17 protein-coding genes are annotated in these 19,662 nt (G+C 70.7%); 9 read left to right on the forward strand and 8 right to left on the reverse strand.

Annotated elements, in window-relative coordinates:
* Window positions 1-3: 3 nt before the first annotated feature.
* The gene (locus tag IWH25_RS14560) at window positions 4-384 is read right to left on the reverse strand and encodes a hypothetical protein (protein ID WP_203386490.1); all 381 of its coding nucleotides are present in this window, start codon (window positions 382-384) and stop codon (window positions 4-6) included.
* A gap of 229 nt (window positions 385-613) precedes the next feature.
* On the opposite strand from IWH25_RS14560, the gene IWH25_RS14565 reads away from it, so the two are divergent.
* The 3 genes from IWH25_RS14565 (at window position 614) to IWH25_RS14575 (ending at window position 5,474) form a co-directional block, all read left to right on the forward strand.
* Window positions 614-1,078 (forward strand): peroxiredoxin, encoded by a 465-nt coding sequence (locus IWH25_RS14565; protein WP_203386491.1) that lies wholly within the window; start codon window positions 614-616, stop codon window positions 1,076-1,078.
* A gap of 12 nt (window positions 1,079-1,090) precedes the next feature.
* The gene (locus IWH25_RS14570; protein ID WP_203386492.1) at window positions 1,091-2,512 is read left to right on the forward strand and encodes a PhoH family protein; all 1,422 of its coding nucleotides are present in this window, start codon (window positions 1,091-1,093) and stop codon (window positions 2,510-2,512) included.
* A gap of 145 nt (window positions 2,513-2,657) precedes the next feature.
* A complete protein-coding gene (locus tag IWH25_RS14575; RefSeq protein WP_238998914.1) occupies window positions 2,658-5,474 on the forward strand; it encodes an AMP-binding protein in 2,817 nt (938 codons plus the stop codon).
* On the opposite strand, the gene IWH25_RS14580 is transcribed toward IWH25_RS14575, so the two are convergent.
* A complete protein-coding gene (locus IWH25_RS14580; protein ID WP_203386493.1) occupies window positions 5,440-6,045 on the reverse strand; it encodes a hypothetical protein in 606 nt (201 codons plus the stop codon). The genes IWH25_RS14575 and IWH25_RS14580 overlap by 35 nt on opposite strands.
* 113 nt (window positions 6,046-6,158) lie before the next feature.
* On the opposite strand from IWH25_RS14580, the gene IWH25_RS14585 reads away from it, so the two are divergent.
* A complete protein-coding gene (locus tag IWH25_RS14585; RefSeq protein WP_203386494.1) occupies window positions 6,159-7,343 on the forward strand; it encodes a transglutaminase-like domain-containing protein in 1,185 nt (394 codons plus the stop codon).
* Between the two features lie 102 nt (window positions 7,344-7,445).
* Window positions 7,446-7,670, forward strand: a complete 225-nt coding sequence (locus IWH25_RS14590; protein ID WP_203386495.1) for a DUF2061 domain-containing protein — start codon at window positions 7,446-7,448, stop codon at window positions 7,668-7,670.
* Between the two features lie 36 nt (window positions 7,671-7,706).
* Here IWH25_RS14590 and IWH25_RS14595 read toward each other — a convergent pair whose 3' ends face one another.
* Window positions 7,707-8,780, reverse strand: coding sequence for a FecR family protein (locus tag IWH25_RS14595; RefSeq protein WP_203386496.1), 1,074 nt, complete (start codon window positions 8,778-8,780; stop codon window positions 7,707-7,709).
* A gap of 55 nt (window positions 8,781-8,835) precedes the next feature.
* Window positions 8,836-10,233, reverse strand: coding sequence for a replicative DNA helicase (gene dnaB / locus IWH25_RS14600; protein ID WP_203386497.1), 1,398 nt, complete (start codon window positions 10,231-10,233; stop codon window positions 8,836-8,838).
* A 129-nt stretch (window positions 10,234-10,362) separates the two neighbouring features.
* On the opposite strand from dnaB, the gene IWH25_RS14605 reads away from it, so the two are divergent.
* On the forward strand, window positions 10,363-11,283 hold the full coding sequence (locus IWH25_RS14605) for a DMT family transporter (RefSeq protein ID WP_238998915.1): 921 nt from the start codon (window positions 10,363-10,365) through the stop codon (window positions 11,281-11,283).
* 209 nt (window positions 11,284-11,492) lie between these two features.
* Window positions 11,493-12,827 (forward strand): diguanylate cyclase, encoded by a 1,335-nt coding sequence (locus IWH25_RS14610; protein WP_203386498.1) that lies wholly within the window; start codon window positions 11,493-11,495, stop codon window positions 12,825-12,827.
* Between the two features lie 87 nt (window positions 12,828-12,914).
* Here IWH25_RS14610 and rplI read toward each other — a convergent pair whose 3' ends face one another.
* From rplI to rpsF, 4 genes are read right to left on the reverse strand one after another with little or no spacing between them, the layout of a single operon-like run.
* Window positions 12,915-13,364 carry a 50S ribosomal protein L9 gene (gene rplI / locus IWH25_RS14615; RefSeq protein ID WP_203386499.1) on the reverse strand — a complete coding sequence of 150 codons (450 nt, stop codon included), beginning with the start codon at window positions 13,362-13,364 and terminating at the stop codon, window positions 12,915-12,917.
* 15 nt (window positions 13,365-13,379) lie between these two features.
* A complete protein-coding gene (rpsR, locus tag IWH25_RS14620; RefSeq protein ID WP_203386500.1) occupies window positions 13,380-13,652 on the reverse strand; it encodes a 30S ribosomal protein S18 in 273 nt (90 codons plus the stop codon).
* Window position 13,653: 1 nt separating this feature from the next.
* Complete coding sequence (gene priB / locus IWH25_RS14625; RefSeq protein ID WP_238998916.1) at window positions 13,654-13,956, reverse strand: primosomal replication protein N; 303 nt, start codon at window positions 13,954-13,956, stop codon at window positions 13,654-13,656.
* Between the two features lie 15 nt (window positions 13,957-13,971).
* Window positions 13,972-14,355, reverse strand: a complete 384-nt coding sequence (rpsF, locus tag IWH25_RS14630; RefSeq protein ID WP_203386501.1) for a 30S ribosomal protein S6 — start codon at window positions 14,353-14,355, stop codon at window positions 13,972-13,974.
* A 279-nt stretch (window positions 14,356-14,634) separates the two neighbouring features.
* On the opposite strand from rpsF, the gene IWH25_RS14635 reads away from it, so the two are divergent.
* Window positions 14,635-18,174, forward strand: a complete 3,540-nt coding sequence (locus tag IWH25_RS14635) for a PAS domain-containing protein (protein ID WP_203386502.1) — start codon at window positions 14,635-14,637, stop codon at window positions 18,172-18,174.
* 161 nt (window positions 18,175-18,335) lie between these two features.
* Window positions 18,336-19,655 carry a hypothetical protein gene (locus tag IWH25_RS14640; RefSeq protein WP_203386503.1) on the forward strand — a complete coding sequence of 440 codons (1,320 nt, stop codon included), beginning with the start codon at window positions 18,336-18,338 and terminating at the stop codon, window positions 19,653-19,655.
* Window positions 19,656-19,662 lie beyond the last annotated feature (7 nt).

A 19,662-nucleotide genomic window follows, 5' to 3' on the forward strand; every position in this document is an offset into this window, starting at 1 on the left:
CGTTCACTTGGCCACCACGGTTCCTTTCTGCGGCACCGCTTCGTCATCCGGTTCGTCCGTTGTTCCGGGAACATCGGCCACCGGAGCGTAGCTCGCCCGCTGCCGGACCCATTGCTCGAAGGGAATTTCGGCGACCTCGGGCGTGCGCCGCTCGGGCGTACGCCGGCGGTCCTTCCAGCCCGGCGGCGGCCCCTGCTCGGCGTCGCGGCGATCCTTGTGCAGCCGCCGTTCCGGCGGCCCCTTGTCGACATGCCGGCGGTCCGTCTCGCCGGCGCGCCGTTCGGGTGAGCCGACGTCGATCAGCCGCCGGTCACCGTCGGTCCGGCGGTCATCGTGGCTGCGCCGTTCGCCCTTGCCGCGCTGCTTGTTTCCGCCCTGATCCATCACCCCTCCGTCGCCAGTTCAACTCCGCCGCCACGCCGATACGCGAATACTACCGTCCTCTGAACCGGGGCGAACGGCTGTGTTGCACCCGGACGGAATGGAGACACGGCGGTCATGACAACCCGCTAAGCGTACCCGCCAGTATAGGGCCGGGCAGGTCGAACGCAAGCGCTTGACCGGCCTGCGGGTTTGTCACGACAATCCTCGCAACAGCACCACGGAGACCTTGATGATCGACCAGCCAGTCGCCGACTTCACGCTACCCGCCACCGGCGAAAAGAGCTTCACCCTCTCCGCGCAACGCGGCAAGACCGTCATCCTCTACTTCTACCCCAAGGACAGCACCCCCGGCTGCACGACCGAAGCGCAGCAGTTCCGCGACCTCTTCGCGGACTTCGCCGCGGCCGGCTGCGTGATCGCCGGCGTCTCGCGCGACTCGCTGCGCTCGCACGAGAACTTCCGCGCCAAGCAGGGCCTGCCCTTCGACCTGCTCGCCGACACGGACGAGCGGCTGTGCAGCCAGTTTTCGGTCATCAAGCAGAAGAAGCTCTACGGAAAGGAGGTTCGCGGTATCGAGCGCAGCACCTTCGTCATCGACGGCCAGGGCATGCTGCGCAGGGAATGGCGCGGGGTCAAGGTACCCGGCCACGCCCAGGAAGTGCTGGACTACGTGAAAACCCTCAGCGAGAGATAACGGAGACCCATCATGGCCCGCAAGCCCGCAGCCAAGCCGAAGTCCGAGCCCGCTCACTGCAAGATCTTCGTCCTCGACACCAACGTGCTGATGCACGACCCGACCAGCCTCTACCGCTTCGAGGAGCATGACGTCTACCTGCCGATCATGACCCTCGAGGAACTCGACAACAACAAGAAGGGCATGTCGGAAATCGCGCGCAACGCGCGCCAGGCAACGCGCACCCTCGACGAGATCGTCAGCAGCTTCGAGAACGGCATCGAGAGCGGCATCCCGCTCGATGGCCCGTCGAAGAAGCTGGCCAGCGGCCGCCTCTTCCTGCAGACCGAGGCGATCGCCGCCGACCTGCCGGCGGCGCTGCCGACCGCGAAGTACGACAACCAGATCCTCGCCGTCGTCATCCACCTGCAGCGCAAGCATCCGCGGCGACCGGTGATCCTCGTCTCGAAGGACATCAACATGCGCATCAAGGCCCGCGCGCTCGGGCTGGAGGCGCAGGACTACTTCAACGACAAGGTGCTCGAGGACACCGACCTCCTCTACACCGGCATGCGCCAGCTGCCCGCGGACTTCTGGGACAAGCACGGACAGGGCATGGAGTCGTGGAAGCAGGACGGGCACACGATGTACCGCGTCAAGGGCCCGCTGTCGTCGCAGATGCTGGTCAACGAATTCCTGTTCATCGACGGCGATCCGAACTTCGCGGCGATCGTCAGGAACGTCGCCGGCAAGACCGCCGAGTTCGCCACGCTGACCGACTATTCGCATCCGAAGAACGCGGTGTGGGGCATCACGGCGCGCAACCGCGAGCAGAACTTCGCGCTCAACCTGTTGATGAACCCGGCGGTCGACTTCATCACGCTGCTCGGCCAGGCCGGCACCGGCAAGACGCTGCTGACGCTCGCCGCCGGCCTCACCCAGGTGCTGGAGACGAAGCTCTACGCCGAGATCATCATGACCCGCGTCACCGTTCCGGTCGGCGAGGACATCGGCTTCCTGCCCGGCACCGAGGAGGAGAAGATGACGCCGTGGATGGGCGCGCTCGAGGACAACCTCGACGTGTTGAACAAGACCGACGAGGGCGCCGGCGACTGGGGGCGGGCGGCGACGATGGACCTGATCCGCAGCCGGATCAAGGTCAAGTCGCTGAACTTCATGCGCGGCCGCACCTTCCTCAACAAGTACCTGATCATCGACGAGGCGCAGAACCTGACGCCGAAGCAGATGAAAACGCTGATCACGCGCGCCGGCCCCGGCACCAAGGTGGTCTGCCTCGGCAACATCGCGCAGATCGACACCCCCTACCTGACCGAGGGCAGTTCGGGGCTGACCTACGTCGTCGACCGCTTCAAGGGCTGGGACCATTCCGGCCACATCACGCTGCAGCGCGGCGAGCGTTCGCGGCTGGCGGACCACGCTGCGGAAGTGCTGTAGGCGCGGCGGGCGCCGGCGGCCGGGAACGGGCGCCGGCCGCATGCCAGCCGGCGGCCGCATCCCCGACCCGGCCGCGCCGCCGGCATCGGCGCGCAGCCGCCGATCCTCCGCTGGCACTCGCCGACCGGCGGACTACGATGGGTAGATGCCCACCCCGCTGCCCGTTCCATCGACGAATGACGACGCGACACGCCTGCTCGGCGTCGTCCGCGCGCTGGCGCGCGAGCTGCGCCCCGAGCTCGACGCCGGGCGCTACGGCCTAGACCATTCGCTCGAACGCGATTTCGGCCTCGACAGCCTCGCCCGCGTCGAACTGCAGACGCGGCTGCAGCGCGAATTCGCGCCGGTGCCGGCAGCCGCCCTCGACGCCGAGGCGCTGGCGGCGGCGGACACCCCGCGCCAGCTGCTCGACCTGATCGCCGCGCCGGCAGCGCCGGTGCCGGCGGCGGCTGTAGTGCTGCCGCCCGCGGCACCGCCGCAGACGCGGGAGCGGCCAGACGCCGCGACGCTGACCGGCCTGCTCGACTGGCACGCCGACCGGCATCCGGAGGCGACCTATATCCGCCTCTTCGCCGAGACGGCCTCGCCGCCGCAGGACATCGCCTACGGCCGCCTGCGCGACGAGGCCCGCGCGCTCGCCGGCGGCCTGCTCGCGCACGGACTCGCCGCCGGCGACCGCGTCGCGATCATGCTGCCGACCTGCCGCGGCTTCTTCGCCGCCTTCTTCGGCATCCTCTACGCCGGCGGCGTGCCGGTGCCGCTCTACCCGCCGGCACGGCCGTCGCAGCTCGAGGAGCACATGCGCCGCATCGCCGGCATCGTCGCCGACGCCGGCGCGACGGCGCTGATCGCCGATCCGCGCGCGCGGCTGCTCGGCCGCCTGCTGCGCACCGAATGCGCCGCGCTGCGCGTCGTCGCCACCGTCGACGAGCTGCTGCCGGCGTCGCCGCCGCCGGCGCTGCCGGGCGCGGCGTCCGGCGACATCGCCTTCCTGCAATACACCTCGGGCAGCACCGGCCAGCCGAAGGGCGTCGTGCTGACCCACGCCAACCTGCTCGCCAACCTGCGTGCGATGGAGGCGGCGAGCGGCGTCACCGCCGACGACGTGTTCGTCTCCTGGCTGCCGCTGTACCACGACATGGGACTGATCGGCGCCTGCCTCGGCGCCCTCGCCGTCGGCTTCCGCCTCGTGCTGCTGTCGCCGCTGACCTTCCTCGCCGACCCCGAGCGCTGGCTGCGGACGATCGCCGCCGAAGGCGGCACGGTGTCGGCGGCGCCCAACTTCGCCTATGAGATCTGCGCGACGAAGCTCGACGCGGCGGCGCTCGCCGGCCTCGACCTCAGCCACTGGCGGCTCGCCTTCAACGGCGCCGAACCGGTCGCCGCCGGCACGCTGGAACGCTTCTGCGAACGCTTCGCCGGCTGCGGCTTTGCCCGCACGGCGATGACCCCGGTCTATGGGCTGGCGGAAAACTCGGTCGGCCTCTGCTTCCCGCCGCCCGGCCGCGGGCCGCGGATCGACACCGTCGCCCGCGCGCCGCTCGCCGCCGGCGAGGCGCGCCCGGCCGCCGCCGGCGATCCCCATCCGCAGCGCATCGTCGGCTGCGGCCGCGTGCTGCCGGGGCACGAGCTGCGCATCGCCGACGCGCGCGGGCGCCCGCTGCCCGAGCGCCGCGTCGGCCGCGTGCAGTTCCGCGGCCCGTCGGCGACCCGCGGCTATTTCGGCCACGCCGACCCGGGGCTGTTCGACGGCGACTGGCTGAACACCGGCGACCTCGGCTACCTCGCCGACGGCGAGCTCTACCTGACCGGCCGCAGCAAGGACATCATCATCCGCGGCGGCCGCAACCTCTACCCGCAGGAGCTGGAAGAGGCGATCGGCACGCTGCCGGGCGTGCGCCGCGGCGGCGTCGCCGTGTTCGCCGCCGACGATCCGCGCAGCGGCAGCGAACGCCTGGTGGTGGTGGTCGAGACGGCGCTCGCCGACGCCGGCGCGCGCGAGCGGCTGGCCCGCGCGGTCGCCGACCTCGCCATCGACGTGCTCGGCCAGCCGGCCGACGACGTCGTGCTGGCGCCGCCGCGCACGGTGCTGAAGACCTCGAGCGGCAAGATCCGGCGCAGCGCCTGCCGCGAACGCTACGAGCGCGGCGAGCTGGTGCGCGGTGCGCCGGCGCCGTGGCTGCAGCTCGTCCACCTCGGGCTGGGCGGCGCGCTGCGCGCCGCCGCCGCCGGCGCCTGGGCGGCCTGGGCGTGGACGGTGTTCGTCGCCGTCGTGCCGCCCGCCTGGCTGCTGGTGACGCTGGCGCCGACGCTGGCGCTGCGCCGCCGCTGCGCCCGCCGCTGCGCGCGGCTGGCGCTCGCCGCCTGCGGCCTGCGCCTGCGGGTCGAGGGGCTGCCGGAACTGACGCGGGCGCCGCGCTGCGTCATCGTCGCCAACCACGCCAGCTACCTCGACGGGCTGGTTCTCACCGCCGCGCTGCCGCCGCGCTTCGCCTACATCGCCAAGCGCGAACTGGCGGCGCAGCCGCTGGCGGCGATCCCGCTCCGCCGGCTGGGCTGCGCCTTCGTCGAACGCTTCGACAACGTGCGCGGCATCGAGGACACGCGCGAACTCGCCGCCCGCGCCGCCGCCGGCGATTCGCTGCTGTTCTTCCCGGAGGGCACCTTCCGCGCCGCGCCCGGCCTGCTCCCGTTCCGCCTCGGCGCCTTCGCCGTCGCCGCCGGCAGCGGCCTGCCGGTGGTGCCGCTGTGCCTGCGCGGCACGCGCCGACTGCTGCCCGAGGGGCGCTGGCGGCCGCGCCGCAGCCGCCTCGAGGTGCTGATCGGGCCGCCGCTAGGCGCCGACAGCGCGGCCTGGAGCGACGCGCTGCGCCTGCGCGACGCAACGCGCGACTGGATCGGCCGCCGTGTCGAGGATGGCGACGGCGCTACAGAAACCCCTGCCCGCGCAGCGCCTGGATGACCACCCGCGCCAGCTCGACGGCCCCCCTGGCCGCGTCCTCGGGCGCGAACGACTCGGTCGTCGCCGACCACAGCAGGCTCTCGCCGGGCACCTGCCAGAGGTTGCTCTCCAGCGTCACCACCTCGTAGTTGTAGGTGCTCGGCGGCATCACCATCACCGACGAGTAGTAGCCGTAGAAACCACGGCGGAAGCCGACCGCCGGCATCAGCATCGGCTGCGCCGGATAAACGCCGACACGCCGCTCGACGCCGACCAGGCGCGTCGTCAGCACGCAGTCGGCGCCGGACCTGGCGACCGCGTCGCGCACGCGCGGCAGGTCGGCCTCGGTCAGCCCGGGCACCAGCGTGTAGCTGGCGACGGCGGCGACGCCGGCGGCCTGCAGCTGCTGCACGAAGCGGTCCTCGAACACGCGCCGGCCGGCGCCGTCGTCGCCGAAGCCCATCACCAGCACGCGCTGGAAACGCGGCCCGTGCCACGCGGCATCGCGCCACGAATTGGTGATCCGCGTCGGCGACGCGCAGCCGGCGAGCAGCACCGCCGCCAGCGCGACCAGAAACAGGCGCAGCTTCATCGATCCGACCTCCTTCTCGTCTGAGTTTAGGGGCTCGGCCGCTCTGTTACAATTTGCCCATCCTGAGGCCGTGTCGGACGACGCGGCCTCGTCGCTTTTGCCGTGGAGGTTCCGTGAAACGACGCGACTTCATCGCCGCCGCCGCGGCGCTGCCGCTGCTCGCCGGCGGCGAGGCGCTGGCGGCGCCGGCCGGCCGCCGGAAGGCGGCCGCCAAACCAGCCGCCGCGAAGAAAAAGCCGTCCGCGGCGAAGCCGGCGGTCGCCCCGGCCGCCGCCAACGAGAACCGCGTCGCCGCCGCGGCGCTGCCGGACGAGCCGGCGCCGCGCTGGCGCAGCTACGAGCTGACGACCCGCATCGAGGTCCGCCGCGGCAGCGGCCCGACCCGCCTCTGGCTGCCGCTGGCGCTGTTCAAGGACACCCCGTGGCAGCGCGCCCTCGGCCACGGCTGGCAGGGCAACTTCGCGCGCGCCGGCATCTACCGCGACCCGGCCGCCGAGATGGAGGTGTTCACCGCCGAGTGGGCGGACGGCGTGCCGCCGCAGCTCGAGCTGGTCAGCCGCGTCGAGACGCAGGACCGTCACTTCGACGTGACGAAGAAGCACTGCGCGCCCGAGCGCGGCGAGATCCTCCGGCGCAACCTGCAGAGCACCGAGCTGATGCCGATCAACGACAAGACGCGCGAGATCGCCGAGCGCATCGTCGGCCGGGTCAGGGACCCGCTGGCGCAGGGCAAGGTACTCTACGACTGGGTCGCCGAGCGCGCGCTGCGCGACCCGGAAACGCCGGCGCTCGCCGCCGGCGGCATCGACACGCCGCCGCAACTCGCCGACGCGCTCGGCCGCAACGCCGGCCATGCGCTGCTCTTCGTCGCGCTGGCGCGCGCCGTCGGCCTGCCGGCACGGCCGGTGTTCGGGCTGCGCTGCGACTACTCGAAGCTGCTGCCCAGCCTCGGCGCGCTCGGCGAACTGAACCGCGCCTTCCACTGCCGCGCCGAGTTCTACGCGCCGGGCTACGACTGGATTCCGGTGAACCCGGCCGACCTGCGCCAGGCGGTGATCGCCGAGAAGCTCGCCGCCGACGACGGCAAGCTGGCGGTGCTGAAGAAGCTCGGCTTCGGCTTCTGGGAAATGAACTGGATCGGGCTGAACACCGCGCTCGAGGTGACGCCGCGCGACAGCCGCGCGCGCCCGCTGCCCTTCCTGGCGACGCCCTACGTCGAGACCGCCGACGGCGTGCTCGACACTGCCGACGGCGAGCGCTTCCTGGTCAGCATCAAGGCCAGCCGCAGCGAAGCCTGAGCCAATAGCCAAACGCTATAGGGAAGATTCCAACAATCAACTGGAACGATGCCTGCGCGGCAGGCACACTGCAGCCATGAAACTCTTCACCGGAGAACGATCATGGCCAAGACCGCCACCTTCGCCGCCACGCACTTCACCGTCGCCTTCGCGGTCGGCTACACGCTGACCGGCGACGTCGCCGTCAGCAGCGCGCTCGCGCTGGTCGAGCCGGCCTGCAACACCGTCGCCTACTACTTCCACGAGAAGGCCTGGCTGCGCTTCGGCCACCGCCCGGACGCGGCCGGCACCGCCAGCGCCAGCCACCACGGCTGGCATCACGTCTGAGCGAAGAAGCCCCTTCGGGGAACGCCTGAGCGCAGCTCAGCGGCCGCGGCCGCCACCGGGGCCGCCACCGCCCCCACCTCCGCCGCCCCCACCTGCCCCGCCACCGCCCGGGGCGGCCGCGCCGGGCCGGTGCTCGCCGCCGCGGCCGCCGCCGTCCCGAAGAACGCCGCGCTCGTCCGCGCCGCCGCGCTTGCCCGGCTCGAAGCGCCGGCCGTCGCCGGGCGAACGCTCGTCGAACCGGCGGCCGCCGCTTTCGCCGCGCAGGTTGTCCAGGCGCCCCGCTTCCCGCTTCTCACGGCGCTCGCGCTGGCGCTCCTGCCACTGCTCGCGCGGCCCGGCCCGGTTCGCCTCCTGCGCCCGCAGCCGTTCGCCGTGCTGCTGCGCAGCGCGCTCGCCGAGCTGACGGCGGCGTTCCTTGAACGATTCGATGCGCTCGTTGCGGCGGACGTCGAGGCGTTCGCGCACCCGTTCGTGCAGGTTCTCGAAGCGGCGGTCGAAGCGGGCCGGCGCGAAGAAGGTCGGCACCGCGGCCAGCACGCGCGGCCGCGCCTTGCCCGAGAGGGCGACGAAACCGGCCTGGTTCGGGCGGATCTCGGTCCGTCCCTGCGCCGTCGACAGCACGGTCGCGCCCTGATTGACCTTGTCGTAGGTGCCGGCCTCGCCCTCGCTGCTGCCCTCGGGGATGACCCGCGTCTCGTGGTCGGTGCCGCGCACGCCGATGGTCGCCGTCGGCGTGCGCACGGTGTAGCCCTTGGGGTTGTACTTGCCGATCCAGCCGGTCACCGAGCGCAGCGCGCCCTGCACCAGCGCGATCACGCTGCTGTCGCCGCTGCCGCCTTCCGCCCTGTATTTGGCGATGCGCATGCGGGTGTTCGGGCGGATCGCGATCTGCCCTTCGTCCTCCATCGCCAGATGCACTTCGCCGTCGGCACCGGTGACGACGCTGTCGCCCTCGCGCACGAGCTCGCCGACCGCCGCCGGCCGCATCGCCTTCGCCGCGTCGTAGATGCGCGCGTCGCCGTCGCTCGCCTCGATGCGGCCGGCGACGTTGGGCTCCGCCCAGGCGGCGAACGACGCCGCGAGCAGCCACAGGAAAACGGGAATCTTCATGCCGCGCGCTCCGGACGGGGAATTGCCCGGAGTCTAGCGCAGCGGCGGGCAGCGGTCAGTAGCTGCCGGGGGCGGCGAAGTTCTCGAAGCGGGTGTATTCGCCGAGGAAGGCGAGGCGGCAGGTGCCGAGCGGGCCGTTACGCTGCTTGCCGATGATGATCTCGGCGGTGCCCTTGTCTTCCGAGTCCGGGTTGTAGACCTGGTCGCGGTAGATGAACAGGATCACGTCCGCGTCCTGCTCGATGGCGCCCGATTCGCGCAGGTCGGACATCACCGGCCGCTTGTTCGGCCGCTGCTCGAGCGAGCGGTTCAGCTGCGACAGCGCGATCACCGGGCATTCCAGTTCCTTGGCGATGCCCTTCAGCGAACGCGAGATTTCCGAGATCTCGGTCGCCCGGTTCTCGCCCTGGCTGCTGCCGGACATCAGCTGCAGGTAGTCGATGACGATCAGCCCGAGCTTGCCGCACTGGCGGTGCAGGCGACGGGCACGGGCGCGCAGGTCGATCGGGTTCAAGGCCGGCGTCTCGTCGATGTAGATCGCCTTCTCGTGGATCTTGCCGAGCGCGTAGGAGAGGCGCGACCACTCGTCGTCGTTGAGCTTGCCGGTACGCACGCGCTGCTGGTCGAGCCGGCCGACCGAGGCCAGCATGCGCATCGCCAGCTGGGCGCCGCCCATTTCCATCGAGAACACCGCGACCGGCGCGCCGTACTCGATCGCCACGTGCTCGGCGATGTTCAGCGAGAACGAGGTCTTGCCCATCGACGGGCGGCCGGCGACGATGACCAGGTCGCCCGGCTGCAGGCCCGAGGTCATCTTGTCGAGGTCGTGGTAGCCGGTCGGGATGCCGGTGATGTCGGAGGCGTTGTCGCGGTCGTGCAGTTCCTGGATGCGCTCGACGACCTGCGTCAGCAGCGGGTTGATGTGCTGGAAGCCGGTCTGGTGGCGCATCCCCGACTCGGCGATGGCGAAGACCTTGGCCTCGGCCTCGTCGAGCAGCGTCTTCGGCTCGCGGCCGAGCGGGTTCAGCGCGGACGATGCGATCTCGTCGCCGGCGGTGACCAGTTGCCTGAGGATCGCGCGCTCGCGGACGATCTCGCCGTAGCGGCGGATGTTCGCCGCCGAGGGGGTGTTTTGTGCCAGTTCGCCGAGGTAGGCCAGCCCGCCGGTGTGCTCGGTCTCGCCGGCGGCATCGAGCGCCTCGGCCACGGTCACCACGTCGGCCGGCTTGCCGCGCTCGAGCATGCGCTGCACGGCGCGGAAGATCCGGCGGTGCTCGTCGCGGTAGAAGTCGGTCTCGGAAACGAGGTCGCTGATCTTGTCGTAGGCCTGGTTGTCGAGCAGCAGGCCGCCCAACACCGACTGCTCGGCCTCGATCGAGTGCGGCGGAATGCGCAGCGCGGCGATGGCGGGGTCGATCTGGGGCTGTTGCTGCTTTTTCTGGAACTGGGCCATGGCGGGGGTCGCTTCGAAGGAGGAGCGAGTTTACCCGAAAGCGACTCCGGCGAGCGGGACGCCCGATCCATGCGGCCCACCGCCTGGCGATCGCGTAGAATGCGCAGCTTTTCCGCGTCTTCCGCTGCCATGAGCCACGCCCGCGCCGTCTCGCTGATGATCCTGGTCACGCTGCTGTGGAGCATCGCCGGCGTCGTCACCCGCCACCTCGATGCCGCGCGCAGCTTCGAGGTGACCTTCTGGCGCAGCCTGTTCAACGCGCTGACGCTCGCCGTCGCACTCACGGCGCTGCGCGGCCCGGCGCTGTGGCGCGGGCTGTTGCAGTGGCCGCGCGCGCTGTGGCTGTCCGGCGCCTGCTGGGCGGTGATGTTCACCGCCTTCATGGTCGCGCTGACGCTGACCACGGTCGCCAACGTGCTGGTGACGATGGCCGTCGGGCCGCTGGTCACCGCCCTCTTCTTCCGCCTGTTCCTGCGCCGCCGGCTGCCGGCGCGGACGTGGACGGCGATCGCCCTGGCCGGGCTCGGCATCGCCTGGATGTTCGGCCGCGAGGCGCAGGCCGGCGTCTCGCTCGCCGGTTCGCTGGTGGCGCTGGCGGTACCGCTCGCCGCCGCGGTGAACTGGACGATCCTGCAGCGCAACGGCGAGCGTGCCGCCGGCGCCGACATGCTGCCGGCGGTGTGGATCGGCGCCATGCTGTCGGCGCTCGCCGCACTGCCGCTGGCCTGGCCGCTGCAGGCCTCGGCGCACGACCTCGGCCTCTTGGCGCTGCTCGGCAGCGTGCAGCTGGCGATCCCCTGCCTGCTCGTCGTGCGCCTCGCGCGCGAGCTGCCGGCGCCGGAGATCGCGCTGCTGGCCCTGCTCGAAGTCGTCTTCGGCGTCGCCTGGGCCTGGCTCGGCGCCGGCGAGCAACCGTCGACGAGCACGCTGGCCGGCGGCGCGCTGGTGCTGGCGGCGCTGGTCGGCAACGAGGCGCTGGCGCTGCATCGCGGCCGCTTGCGGCAACCGGCCGGCGAGCGCGAGGACCGGACCCCAGCCACCCGACGGTGACGCCAGGGGCCTGCGGCGCCCCCACGGGGACTTCCGCCGGCGCGCGGCGCGGGAGTGCCGGTCGCCGGGGCCGCCGGGCGCACGGCGGGCGCCCCCGCCCGTAGCGCCCGACCGGCATTGACATCGCAGGCACCGCCGTCATACTGAATAAGTAATGCCTTATAAACAATCATGCCCAGTCGTTCGGCCCTGACCGGGGAGCATGACGGATGCACATACTGCTGCTGGAAAACGACCCCCTGGACGCGACGCTGACCTCGGTCGTCCTGGAAAAGGCATACAACCGCGCCGTGCGCATCGCCCGCGTTTCCTCGCTCGAACAGGCGCTCACGGCGTTGCGCCGGGAAGAGGCCGACGTGCTGTTCGTCGCGCTGCAGCCGGCGGCGCTTCGACTGCAGGCGATCCGGCGCATCAGCCACGAGCGGCCGGCGACGCCGATCATCGTCCTCGTCGGTGAAGGCGAGGACGAAAGCGCACCGGAGGCGTTCGCCGCCGGCGCCGTCGAGTTCCTGGTCAAGAGCCAGATCACGATCAACTGGATCCGCCGCGCGATCAATTTCGCGATCCACCGCAAGCGCATGCTCGAAGACCTGCGCGCCACCAGCAACCACATCCACAACATCATCAACCTGAGCCCGGATGCGATCGTCTCGGCCGACGCGCGGCAGAACATCGCGCTGTTCAACGTCGCCGCCGAGGAAATGTTCGGCTACGCGGCAAAGGACGTCCTCGGCAAGCCGCTGACGCTGCTGATTCCCGAAGCCTTGCGCGCGGCGCACGTCGGACACGTGCAGCGCTTCGCCGAGGGGCCGGCAATTTCCCGTCGCATGAACGAGCGCGGCGAACTGCAATGCCTGCGCAGCAACGGCGAGGTCTTTCCGGCGGAGATCGCCATTTCCAGGCTGCAGACGCCCGACGGGCCGATATTCACGGCGATCATCCGCGATGTCACCGAGCGCAAGCGCGTCGAGGCGCAACTGCTCGACCTGGCGATGACCGACCCGCTGACCGGCGCGGCCAACCGCCGCCACCTGTTCGAGGTCGCCGAACTCGAGATCAAGCGCGCCCGGCGCTACGGCCGTCCGCTGTCGGTACTCGCCCTCGACATCGACAACTTCAAGCCGATCAACGACGCGTGCGGGCACGCCGCCGGCGACCAGGTGCTGCTGCGCCTGACGGTTGCCTGCCACGAGGTGCTGCGTGAATACGACATGATCGCGCGCATCGGCGGCGACGAGTTCGTCGCCCTGCTGCCGGAGACCGACGAGCGGCGCGCGCAGGCGCTGGCGCAGCGGCTGGTCGACCACATCGCGAAGATCCGCGTCCGCTTCCAGGGCAAGGAACTGCAGACCACGATCAGCATCGGCTGCAGCGTGGTCGCCGACGACGACACGTCGATCGCCGAAGCCATCGAGCGCGCCGACCAGGCGCTGCTGCAGGCGAAGCGGGACGGGCGCAACCGCGTCGTCACGTATGCGCAGAGGGGGCAAACGCGCGCGGGTACACCGCCGGCCGCCGCCGGCACGGGCGCGGACAAGGGCTAGCGCGAGCCGCCGCCCCAAAGCAAAAGGCCCCGGGATTCCTCCCGGGGCCTTGGCGAACCGTGGCCGCCTGCGCGGCCGGCGGCCGGATTACTGCTCGCCGACGACCTTGACGGTGATCTGGGCGACGACGTCGGTGTGCAGCGCGACGTCGATGGTGCTCTCGCTGACGGTCTTCAGCGGACCGTTCGGCATGCGCACGGACGACTTCTCGACCTCGAAGCCCTGGGCCTTCAGGCCTTCGGCGATGTCGGCGTTGGTCACCGAGCCGAACAGGCGGCCGTCGACGCCAGCCTTGCGGGCGAGTTCGACGACGATGCCGTTCATCTTCTCGGCGACGCCCTGGGCGGCGGCGAGCTTTTCGGCGGCCAGCTTCTCGAGCTCGGCGCGGCGGGCTTCGAACTCGGCCTTGGCGGCCGGCGTGGCACGCTTGGCCATGCCGCGCGGGATCAGGAAGTTACGGGCATAGCCATCCTTCACCTTGACGAGGTCGCCGAGGTTGCCGAGGTTGATGACCTTTTCCATCAGAATGATTTGCATGTCCGGGCTCCTCGATTACTGGTGGTTGTCGGTGTAGGGCAGCAGGGCCAGGAAGCGGGCGCGCTTGATCGCGACCGACAGCTGGCGCTGGTAGTGGGCCTTGGTGCCGGTCAGGCGGGCCGGCATGATCTTGCCGTTCTCGACGATGAATTCCTTCAGGACTTCGACGTCCTTGTAGTCGACCATGTCGACCTTCTCGGCGGTGAAGCGGCAGAACTTGCGGCGCTTGAACAGACCGCCACCGCGCTTCGGCTTTTTGTCGTCCTTCTTCTTGAAGAATCGGGCCATTTCAGTTTCCTTCCAAAAATTCCAATTGTTCGATGTGCAGTACCAGTTGCTTGCTGTTGCGGCTCTTCGCGGCGAGGAATCCGGTCACGCGGACTGCGGATCCCGTCGTCGCCGCCTGCAGCCACTTCGCCGCGTCGCCCAGGCCGATGGCCGGGATTTCACACTCGACCCGGCGGGGCATGCCCGCCTCAACCTGCTCCGATTCGTGCCGGATCCGGCACTCGGTGACCGGGACCCCCGCCGGCGTATAGCGCAGCGCGAGGCGTTCGGTCAGGTCGCCGGTGAGTTCGACGCGGTTCAGCAAGCCTCCGATGAATCCTTAGGCGGCGGCCGGCGCTTCGGCGGCGGCAGCTTCGCCCTTGCCTTCCATCAGCGACTTCGACTTCTCTTCCTTCATCATCGGCGACGGGGAAGTGACGGCAGCCTTCATCTTGACGGTCAGGTGGCGCAGCACGGCGTCGTTGAACTTGAACGCGTGCTCGAGCTCGGCGAGGGTCTCGCCATCGCACTCGATGTTCATCAGAACGTAGTGCGCCTTGTGGATCTTCTGCAGCGGGTAGGCCAGCTGGCGGCGGCCCCAGTCCTCGAGGCGGTGGATGACGCCGTTGCGGGCGGTGACGAGCGACTTGTAGCGCTCGACCATCGCCGGGACCTGCTCGGACTGGTCCGGGTGGACGATGAAACAGACTTCGTAATGACGCATGAACGCTCCTTTTGGCAAAAGCCCCCCGCCATGCGGTAACGGTGGGGCAAGGTGGAAAAGCCCGCGATTATAGCGCCGTCGGGCAGCGGAAGGCAACCGCCCCGAGGCTTTCCGCGGCGCCTGGCCGGCGGCGCCCCGGCCAGGCGTGCGCACCGCGCGCAGGAAGGTCGCCGCGCCGGCGATTCCGGATGATTTGCATTATGACGTTATGCGCTATCCTTGGCCGATACGGTTCGATACAGGATGCCCGGTATGCCCCCCCACCCGGCGCCACGGCGAATGAGCTTCCACGACGACAGCGCTCCCCGCGGCGCACGGCACGGCCGCTGGCGGCTCGTCGCCGCGCTCTGCCTGCTGCTCGGCGCCGGCGGTGCCGCGGCCGAGGCGCGCGAGGTACGGGTCGGCGTCTATGGCAACGCCCCGAAGCTCCAGCTCGGCAGCGACCAGCGGCCGAGCGGCATCCTCGGCGACCTGCTGCAGGAGATCGCCGCGCGCGAAGGGTGGACGCTGCGTACCGTGCCCTGCGACTGGAAGGAGTGCCTGGAAGCGACCCGGGCCGGCCGCATCGACCTGATGCCGGACGTCGCCTACAGCAACGAGCGCGCCGAGATCTTCGACTTCCACCGCACGCCGGCGCTGCACAGCTGGTCGCAGCTCTATCCGCGGCCGGGGCTGCAGATCGCCTCGATGCTCGACCTGCGCGAGCGTCGCGTCGCGGTGCTCGCCGGCTCGGTGCAGGCCGACTACCTGCACCGCCTGTTCGCCGACTTCGGCCTGCACGTCGAACTGGTGCCGGTGCGCAGCATGGAGGAAGGTTTCGCGCAGGCCGCCGCCGGCCAGGTCGACGCGGCGGTGGCCAACCGCTTCTTCGGCGACCAGCATGCCGCCCGCTACAAGCTGGCCGAATCGTCGATCATGTTCCAGCCGGCGCCGCTCTTCTACGCCACCGGCAAGGGTCGCAACGGCGAGCTGCTGGCAGCGATCGACCGCCATCTGGACGACTGGCAGGGCCGCCAGGACTCGCCCTACTTCGCGCTGCTCGAACACTGGCTCGGCGGCGCGCCGAAGACGGTCGTGCCGACCGCCTTCTGGTGGGGGCTGGCGGCACTCGCCACGCTGCTCGCCGCCGCCCTCGCCGGTGCCGCGCTGCTGCGCCGCCAGGTCGCGATCAAGACGCGCCACCTGCGCGACAGCGAGAACCGGCTGGCGACCATCCTCAACGGCGTCGACGCCCACATCTACATCAAGGGCCGCGACTTGCGCTACCAGTACGCCAACCGCAAGGTCGGCGAGCTCTTCGGCAGGCCGCCGGAGCAGATCGTCGGCTGCGACGACAGCGACTTCTTCGACGCCGAGACCGTCGCCGCGCTGCAGCGTAACGACCGGCGCGTGCTCGAGCACGGCGAGCGCGTCGAAGCCGAGGAATCGAGCCGCGTCGCCGGCAGCGACGCCAGGCACACCTACCTGTCGGTGAAGCTGCCGCTGCGCCATCCGGACGGGACGATCTACGCGCTGTGCGGCATCTCGACCGACATCACCCGCCGCAAGGAGGACGAGGAGTCGCTGCGCAAGCTGTCGCAGGCGGTCGAGCAAAGTCCCAACTCGATCGTCATCACGCGCGTCGACAAGGTGATCGAGTACGTCAACGACGCCTTCACGCAGACCAGCGGCTACAGCCGCCGGGAAGCGATCGGGCAGACCCCGGCGCTGCTGCGTTCCGGCCGGACGCCGCCGCAGACCTACGTCGAGCTGTGGGCGGCGCTGACCGCCGGCAGGCCGTGGAAGGGCGAATTCATCAACCGGCGCAAGGACGGCAGCGAGTTCATCGAGTCCGCGATCATCACTCCGCTGCGCCAGCCGGATGGCCGCATCAGCCACTACGTCGCGGTCAAGGAGGACATCACCGAGCGCCGGCGGCTTGCCGACGAGCTCGCCGACTACCGCCTCCACCTCGAGGACCTGGTCGCGCGGCGTACCGATGAGCTGCACCAGGCGAAGGCCGCCGCCGAGGAGGCGAACCGCGCCAAGAGCACCTTCCTCGCCAGCATGAGCCACGAGATCCGGACGCCGATGAACGCGATCATCGGGCTCACCCACCTGATGCGCAATGAGGCAGCGACGCCGCGCCACATCGAGCGCCTCGCCCGGATCGACGACGCCGCGCATCACCTGCTGTCGATCATCAACAACATCCTCGACCTGTCGAAGATCGAGTCCGGCAAGCTGCACCTCGAAAGCGCCGACTTCGCGCTGGCCGAGCTGCTCGACCACGTCTCGTCGATCATGACCGCCTCGGCGCGCGCCAAGGACCTCGACCTGCGCATCGAAAGCGACGGCGTTCCGGAATGGCTGAACGGCGACCTGACGCGGCTGCGCCAGGCGCTGCTCAACTACGTCGGCAACGCCATCAAGTTCACCGAGCACGGCGGCGTGACGCTGCGCGCCCGGCTGATCGACGACCGCGACGGCGTCGCCACCGTCCGCTTCGAGGTCGAGGACACCGGCATCGGCATCGCGGCGGCGGATCTCGCCCGCCTGTTCGAGCCCTTCGAGCAGGCCGAAACCTCGACCACCCGACGCTTCGGCGGCACCGGCCTCGGCCTCAGCATCACCCGCCGCCTGGCCCGGCTGATGGGCGGCGAAGCCGGCGCCGAGAGCATTCCCGGCCGCGGCAGCGTGTTCTGGCTGACCGCCCGCCTCGGTCACGGCAGCAAGCGCCAGGCGCCGGCGAGCGAGCGACCGGCGCCTGCTGCCGAGCGCGAGCTGCGCCGCGAGCATGCCGGCGCGCGCCTGCTGCTCGCCGAGGACAACCCGATCAACCGCGAGGTGGCGCTCGACATCCTGCGCACCGTCGGCCTCGCCGCCGACGTCGCCGAGAACGGCCGGCAGGCGCTGCAGATGGCCGCCGAGCAGGCCTACGACCTGATCCTGATGGACGTGCAGATGCCGGAGATGGACGGGCTGGCAGCGACCCGGGCGCTGCGCGCGCTGCCCGGCTACCGGCGCACGCCGATCCTGGCGATGACCGCCAACGCCTTCGAGGAGGACCGCCGGCAGTGCCTGCAGGCGGGCATGGACGACTTCATCGCCAAGCCGGTCAACCCGAAGCTGCTCTACGCCAAGCTGTGCGACTGGCTGCCGGCGAACGCCGCAGCGGCAGCGGACGCCGGCAGCGCGGCGGACGCGGCCGGCGACGACGCGACGGCGGCAGCGCTGGCCCGCCTCGCCGGCATTCCCGGCCTCGACGTCGCCGCCGGCCTCGCCGTTTTCGGCCAGCGCGGCGCCAGCTACCTGCGCATGCTGCAAAAATTCGCCGCCAGCCACGCCGACGCCGTTCCCCGGCTGCGCGCCTTCCTCGCCGCCGGCGACTTCGCCGCGGCCCGCCTTGCCGCGCACTCGCTGAAAGGCGTCGCCGCCAATCTCGGCGCCGGCGGCGTCAGCGACGCCGCGACGGCGCTCGAAGGCGCGCTGCAGGCACCGCCCGCGGAAGCTGCGGCGGCGGCCGTAGACCGCCTGGACGGCGAGCTCGAACGCTTGCTCGCCGCGCTCGACCACGCCCTGCCGGCCGCCGTCGATGCCGTGCCGGCGGCGGTCGACTGGTCGGCGCTGCGGGCGACGCTGGCCGAGCTGGAAACCCTGGTGGCGATGGCCGACTACCGCGCCAACCAGCTGCATGCCGCACACGCCGCCGAGATTCGCGCGGTGCTCGGCGAGCGTGCAGAGCAGCTGGCGCAGCACATCGACAGCTTCGCCTACGTCGAGGCGCAGGCCTGCATCGAACAGGCGCGCCGCGAACATCCGGAACTCGGCAGCCGATGAACGGACGGATACCGCATACGCCCTCGCCCGCCCGGCGGCCCGGGGCCGGGAGTGACAACGGGGAAAGTGCGTAGAATGAAACCATAAGCCGACGCCGCCCGACCGCCCTGCCAGCGGGACAGGCGAGCCGAAGCGGAAAAGAAGACACAGGAGGCGAATCGATGCAGACAGCGGTCGGAAACCTCGGGCTGGAATGCCTGATGGACAGGGCGAACATCTTCTTCACCAGCGGCTACCGCTTTGCCGGGCCGCTCGACCTGGCCGCGCTGGAGGCGAGCTTCCACGCGATCGCCGGCGCCTTGCGCAAGTTCGAGTACCGCCTCCACTTCGAGGCGCAGGACCGCTTCAGCTGGCGGCACGCCGGCGGCCACCGCAGGCACTTCCGGGCGCTCGACTGCGACGACATCGACCAGGCCTTCGCCGAGCTGTGCCGCGACAGCCTGACGCTGGCCGAAGGCGAGCTGCACTGTCCGATGGCGGTGACGGTGCTGCGCCAGCGCCAGGGGCCGGAATTCATCATCGCCCAGACCTGCGAGCACACCTATCTCGACGCGCGCAGCGCCGAGTTTCTGTTCAACCGCATGGTCGACTACTACAACGCGCAGCGGCATGGCGACGCGGCCGGGCAGCAAGCGGCCCTCGACGCGGTGCGCCAGGTGCGCACCATCGGCAGCGACGAGATGCTGCACCTGCTCGGCCTCGACGAAGCCGCGCACGCGACGAACCTCGCCGGACTCGGCGGCTACCCGGTAGCCGACGACGGCCGCCACGCGATCCCGCTGCGCGACGTGCCCGACTGCCTCGCCGCCTACCGCCGGCAGCGCTTCGCGCCGGTGGTCCGCTTCCACCCGCTCGCCCCGCTGCTCGAACGCTGCCGCCGCCGCCACCCGGAAGTGACGCGCAACAGCGTCATCTGCGCGGCGCTGGCGAAGGCGTTCTACAACCTCAACCGGCGCACGAAAGACCTGCCCGAGCGGCAGACGATCAGCTTCAAGATGCTCTCCGACCTGCTCGCCCCGGAGCTGCGGGCGCACTACGGCGGCAACTACATCGCCTTCGTCCCGGTCAGCGTCGACGGCGAGCGCCCGGTCGAGGAGATCGCCGCGCAGATCCATGCGCGCATCCGCGAATTCAAGACGCAGAAGATCGACGTCAGCCTGTTCCGCGCGGTCGAGGACGCGGTCCGCGCCGGCGTCGTCGGCACCGTCGACGACCCGCTCTCCTTCGTCGTCACCAACTGGAACAACTACGCCTTCCTCGAGCGCGCCGATTTCCTCGACGGCTGCACCTCGCTGCGCCACCAGAGCGGCGTCAACATCGATCCGCGCGACGTGCTCGGCGCGGTGCTGGTGAACCGGCCGATCCTGGTGGTCAACCAGTCGGCGGCGGACGAGGTCTGCGTCTCGCTCTTCCCCTCGCTGCGCGCGCAGGCGGAGAACGAGGCGGTGGCGGCCGCGATCGGCGAAGTGTTCGGACAATGACGCCGCC

It is taken from the genome of Azospira restricta (assembly GCF_016858125.1).
Taxonomy (GTDB): Bacteria; Pseudomonadota; Gammaproteobacteria; order Burkholderiales; family Rhodocyclaceae; genus Proximibacter; species Proximibacter restrictus.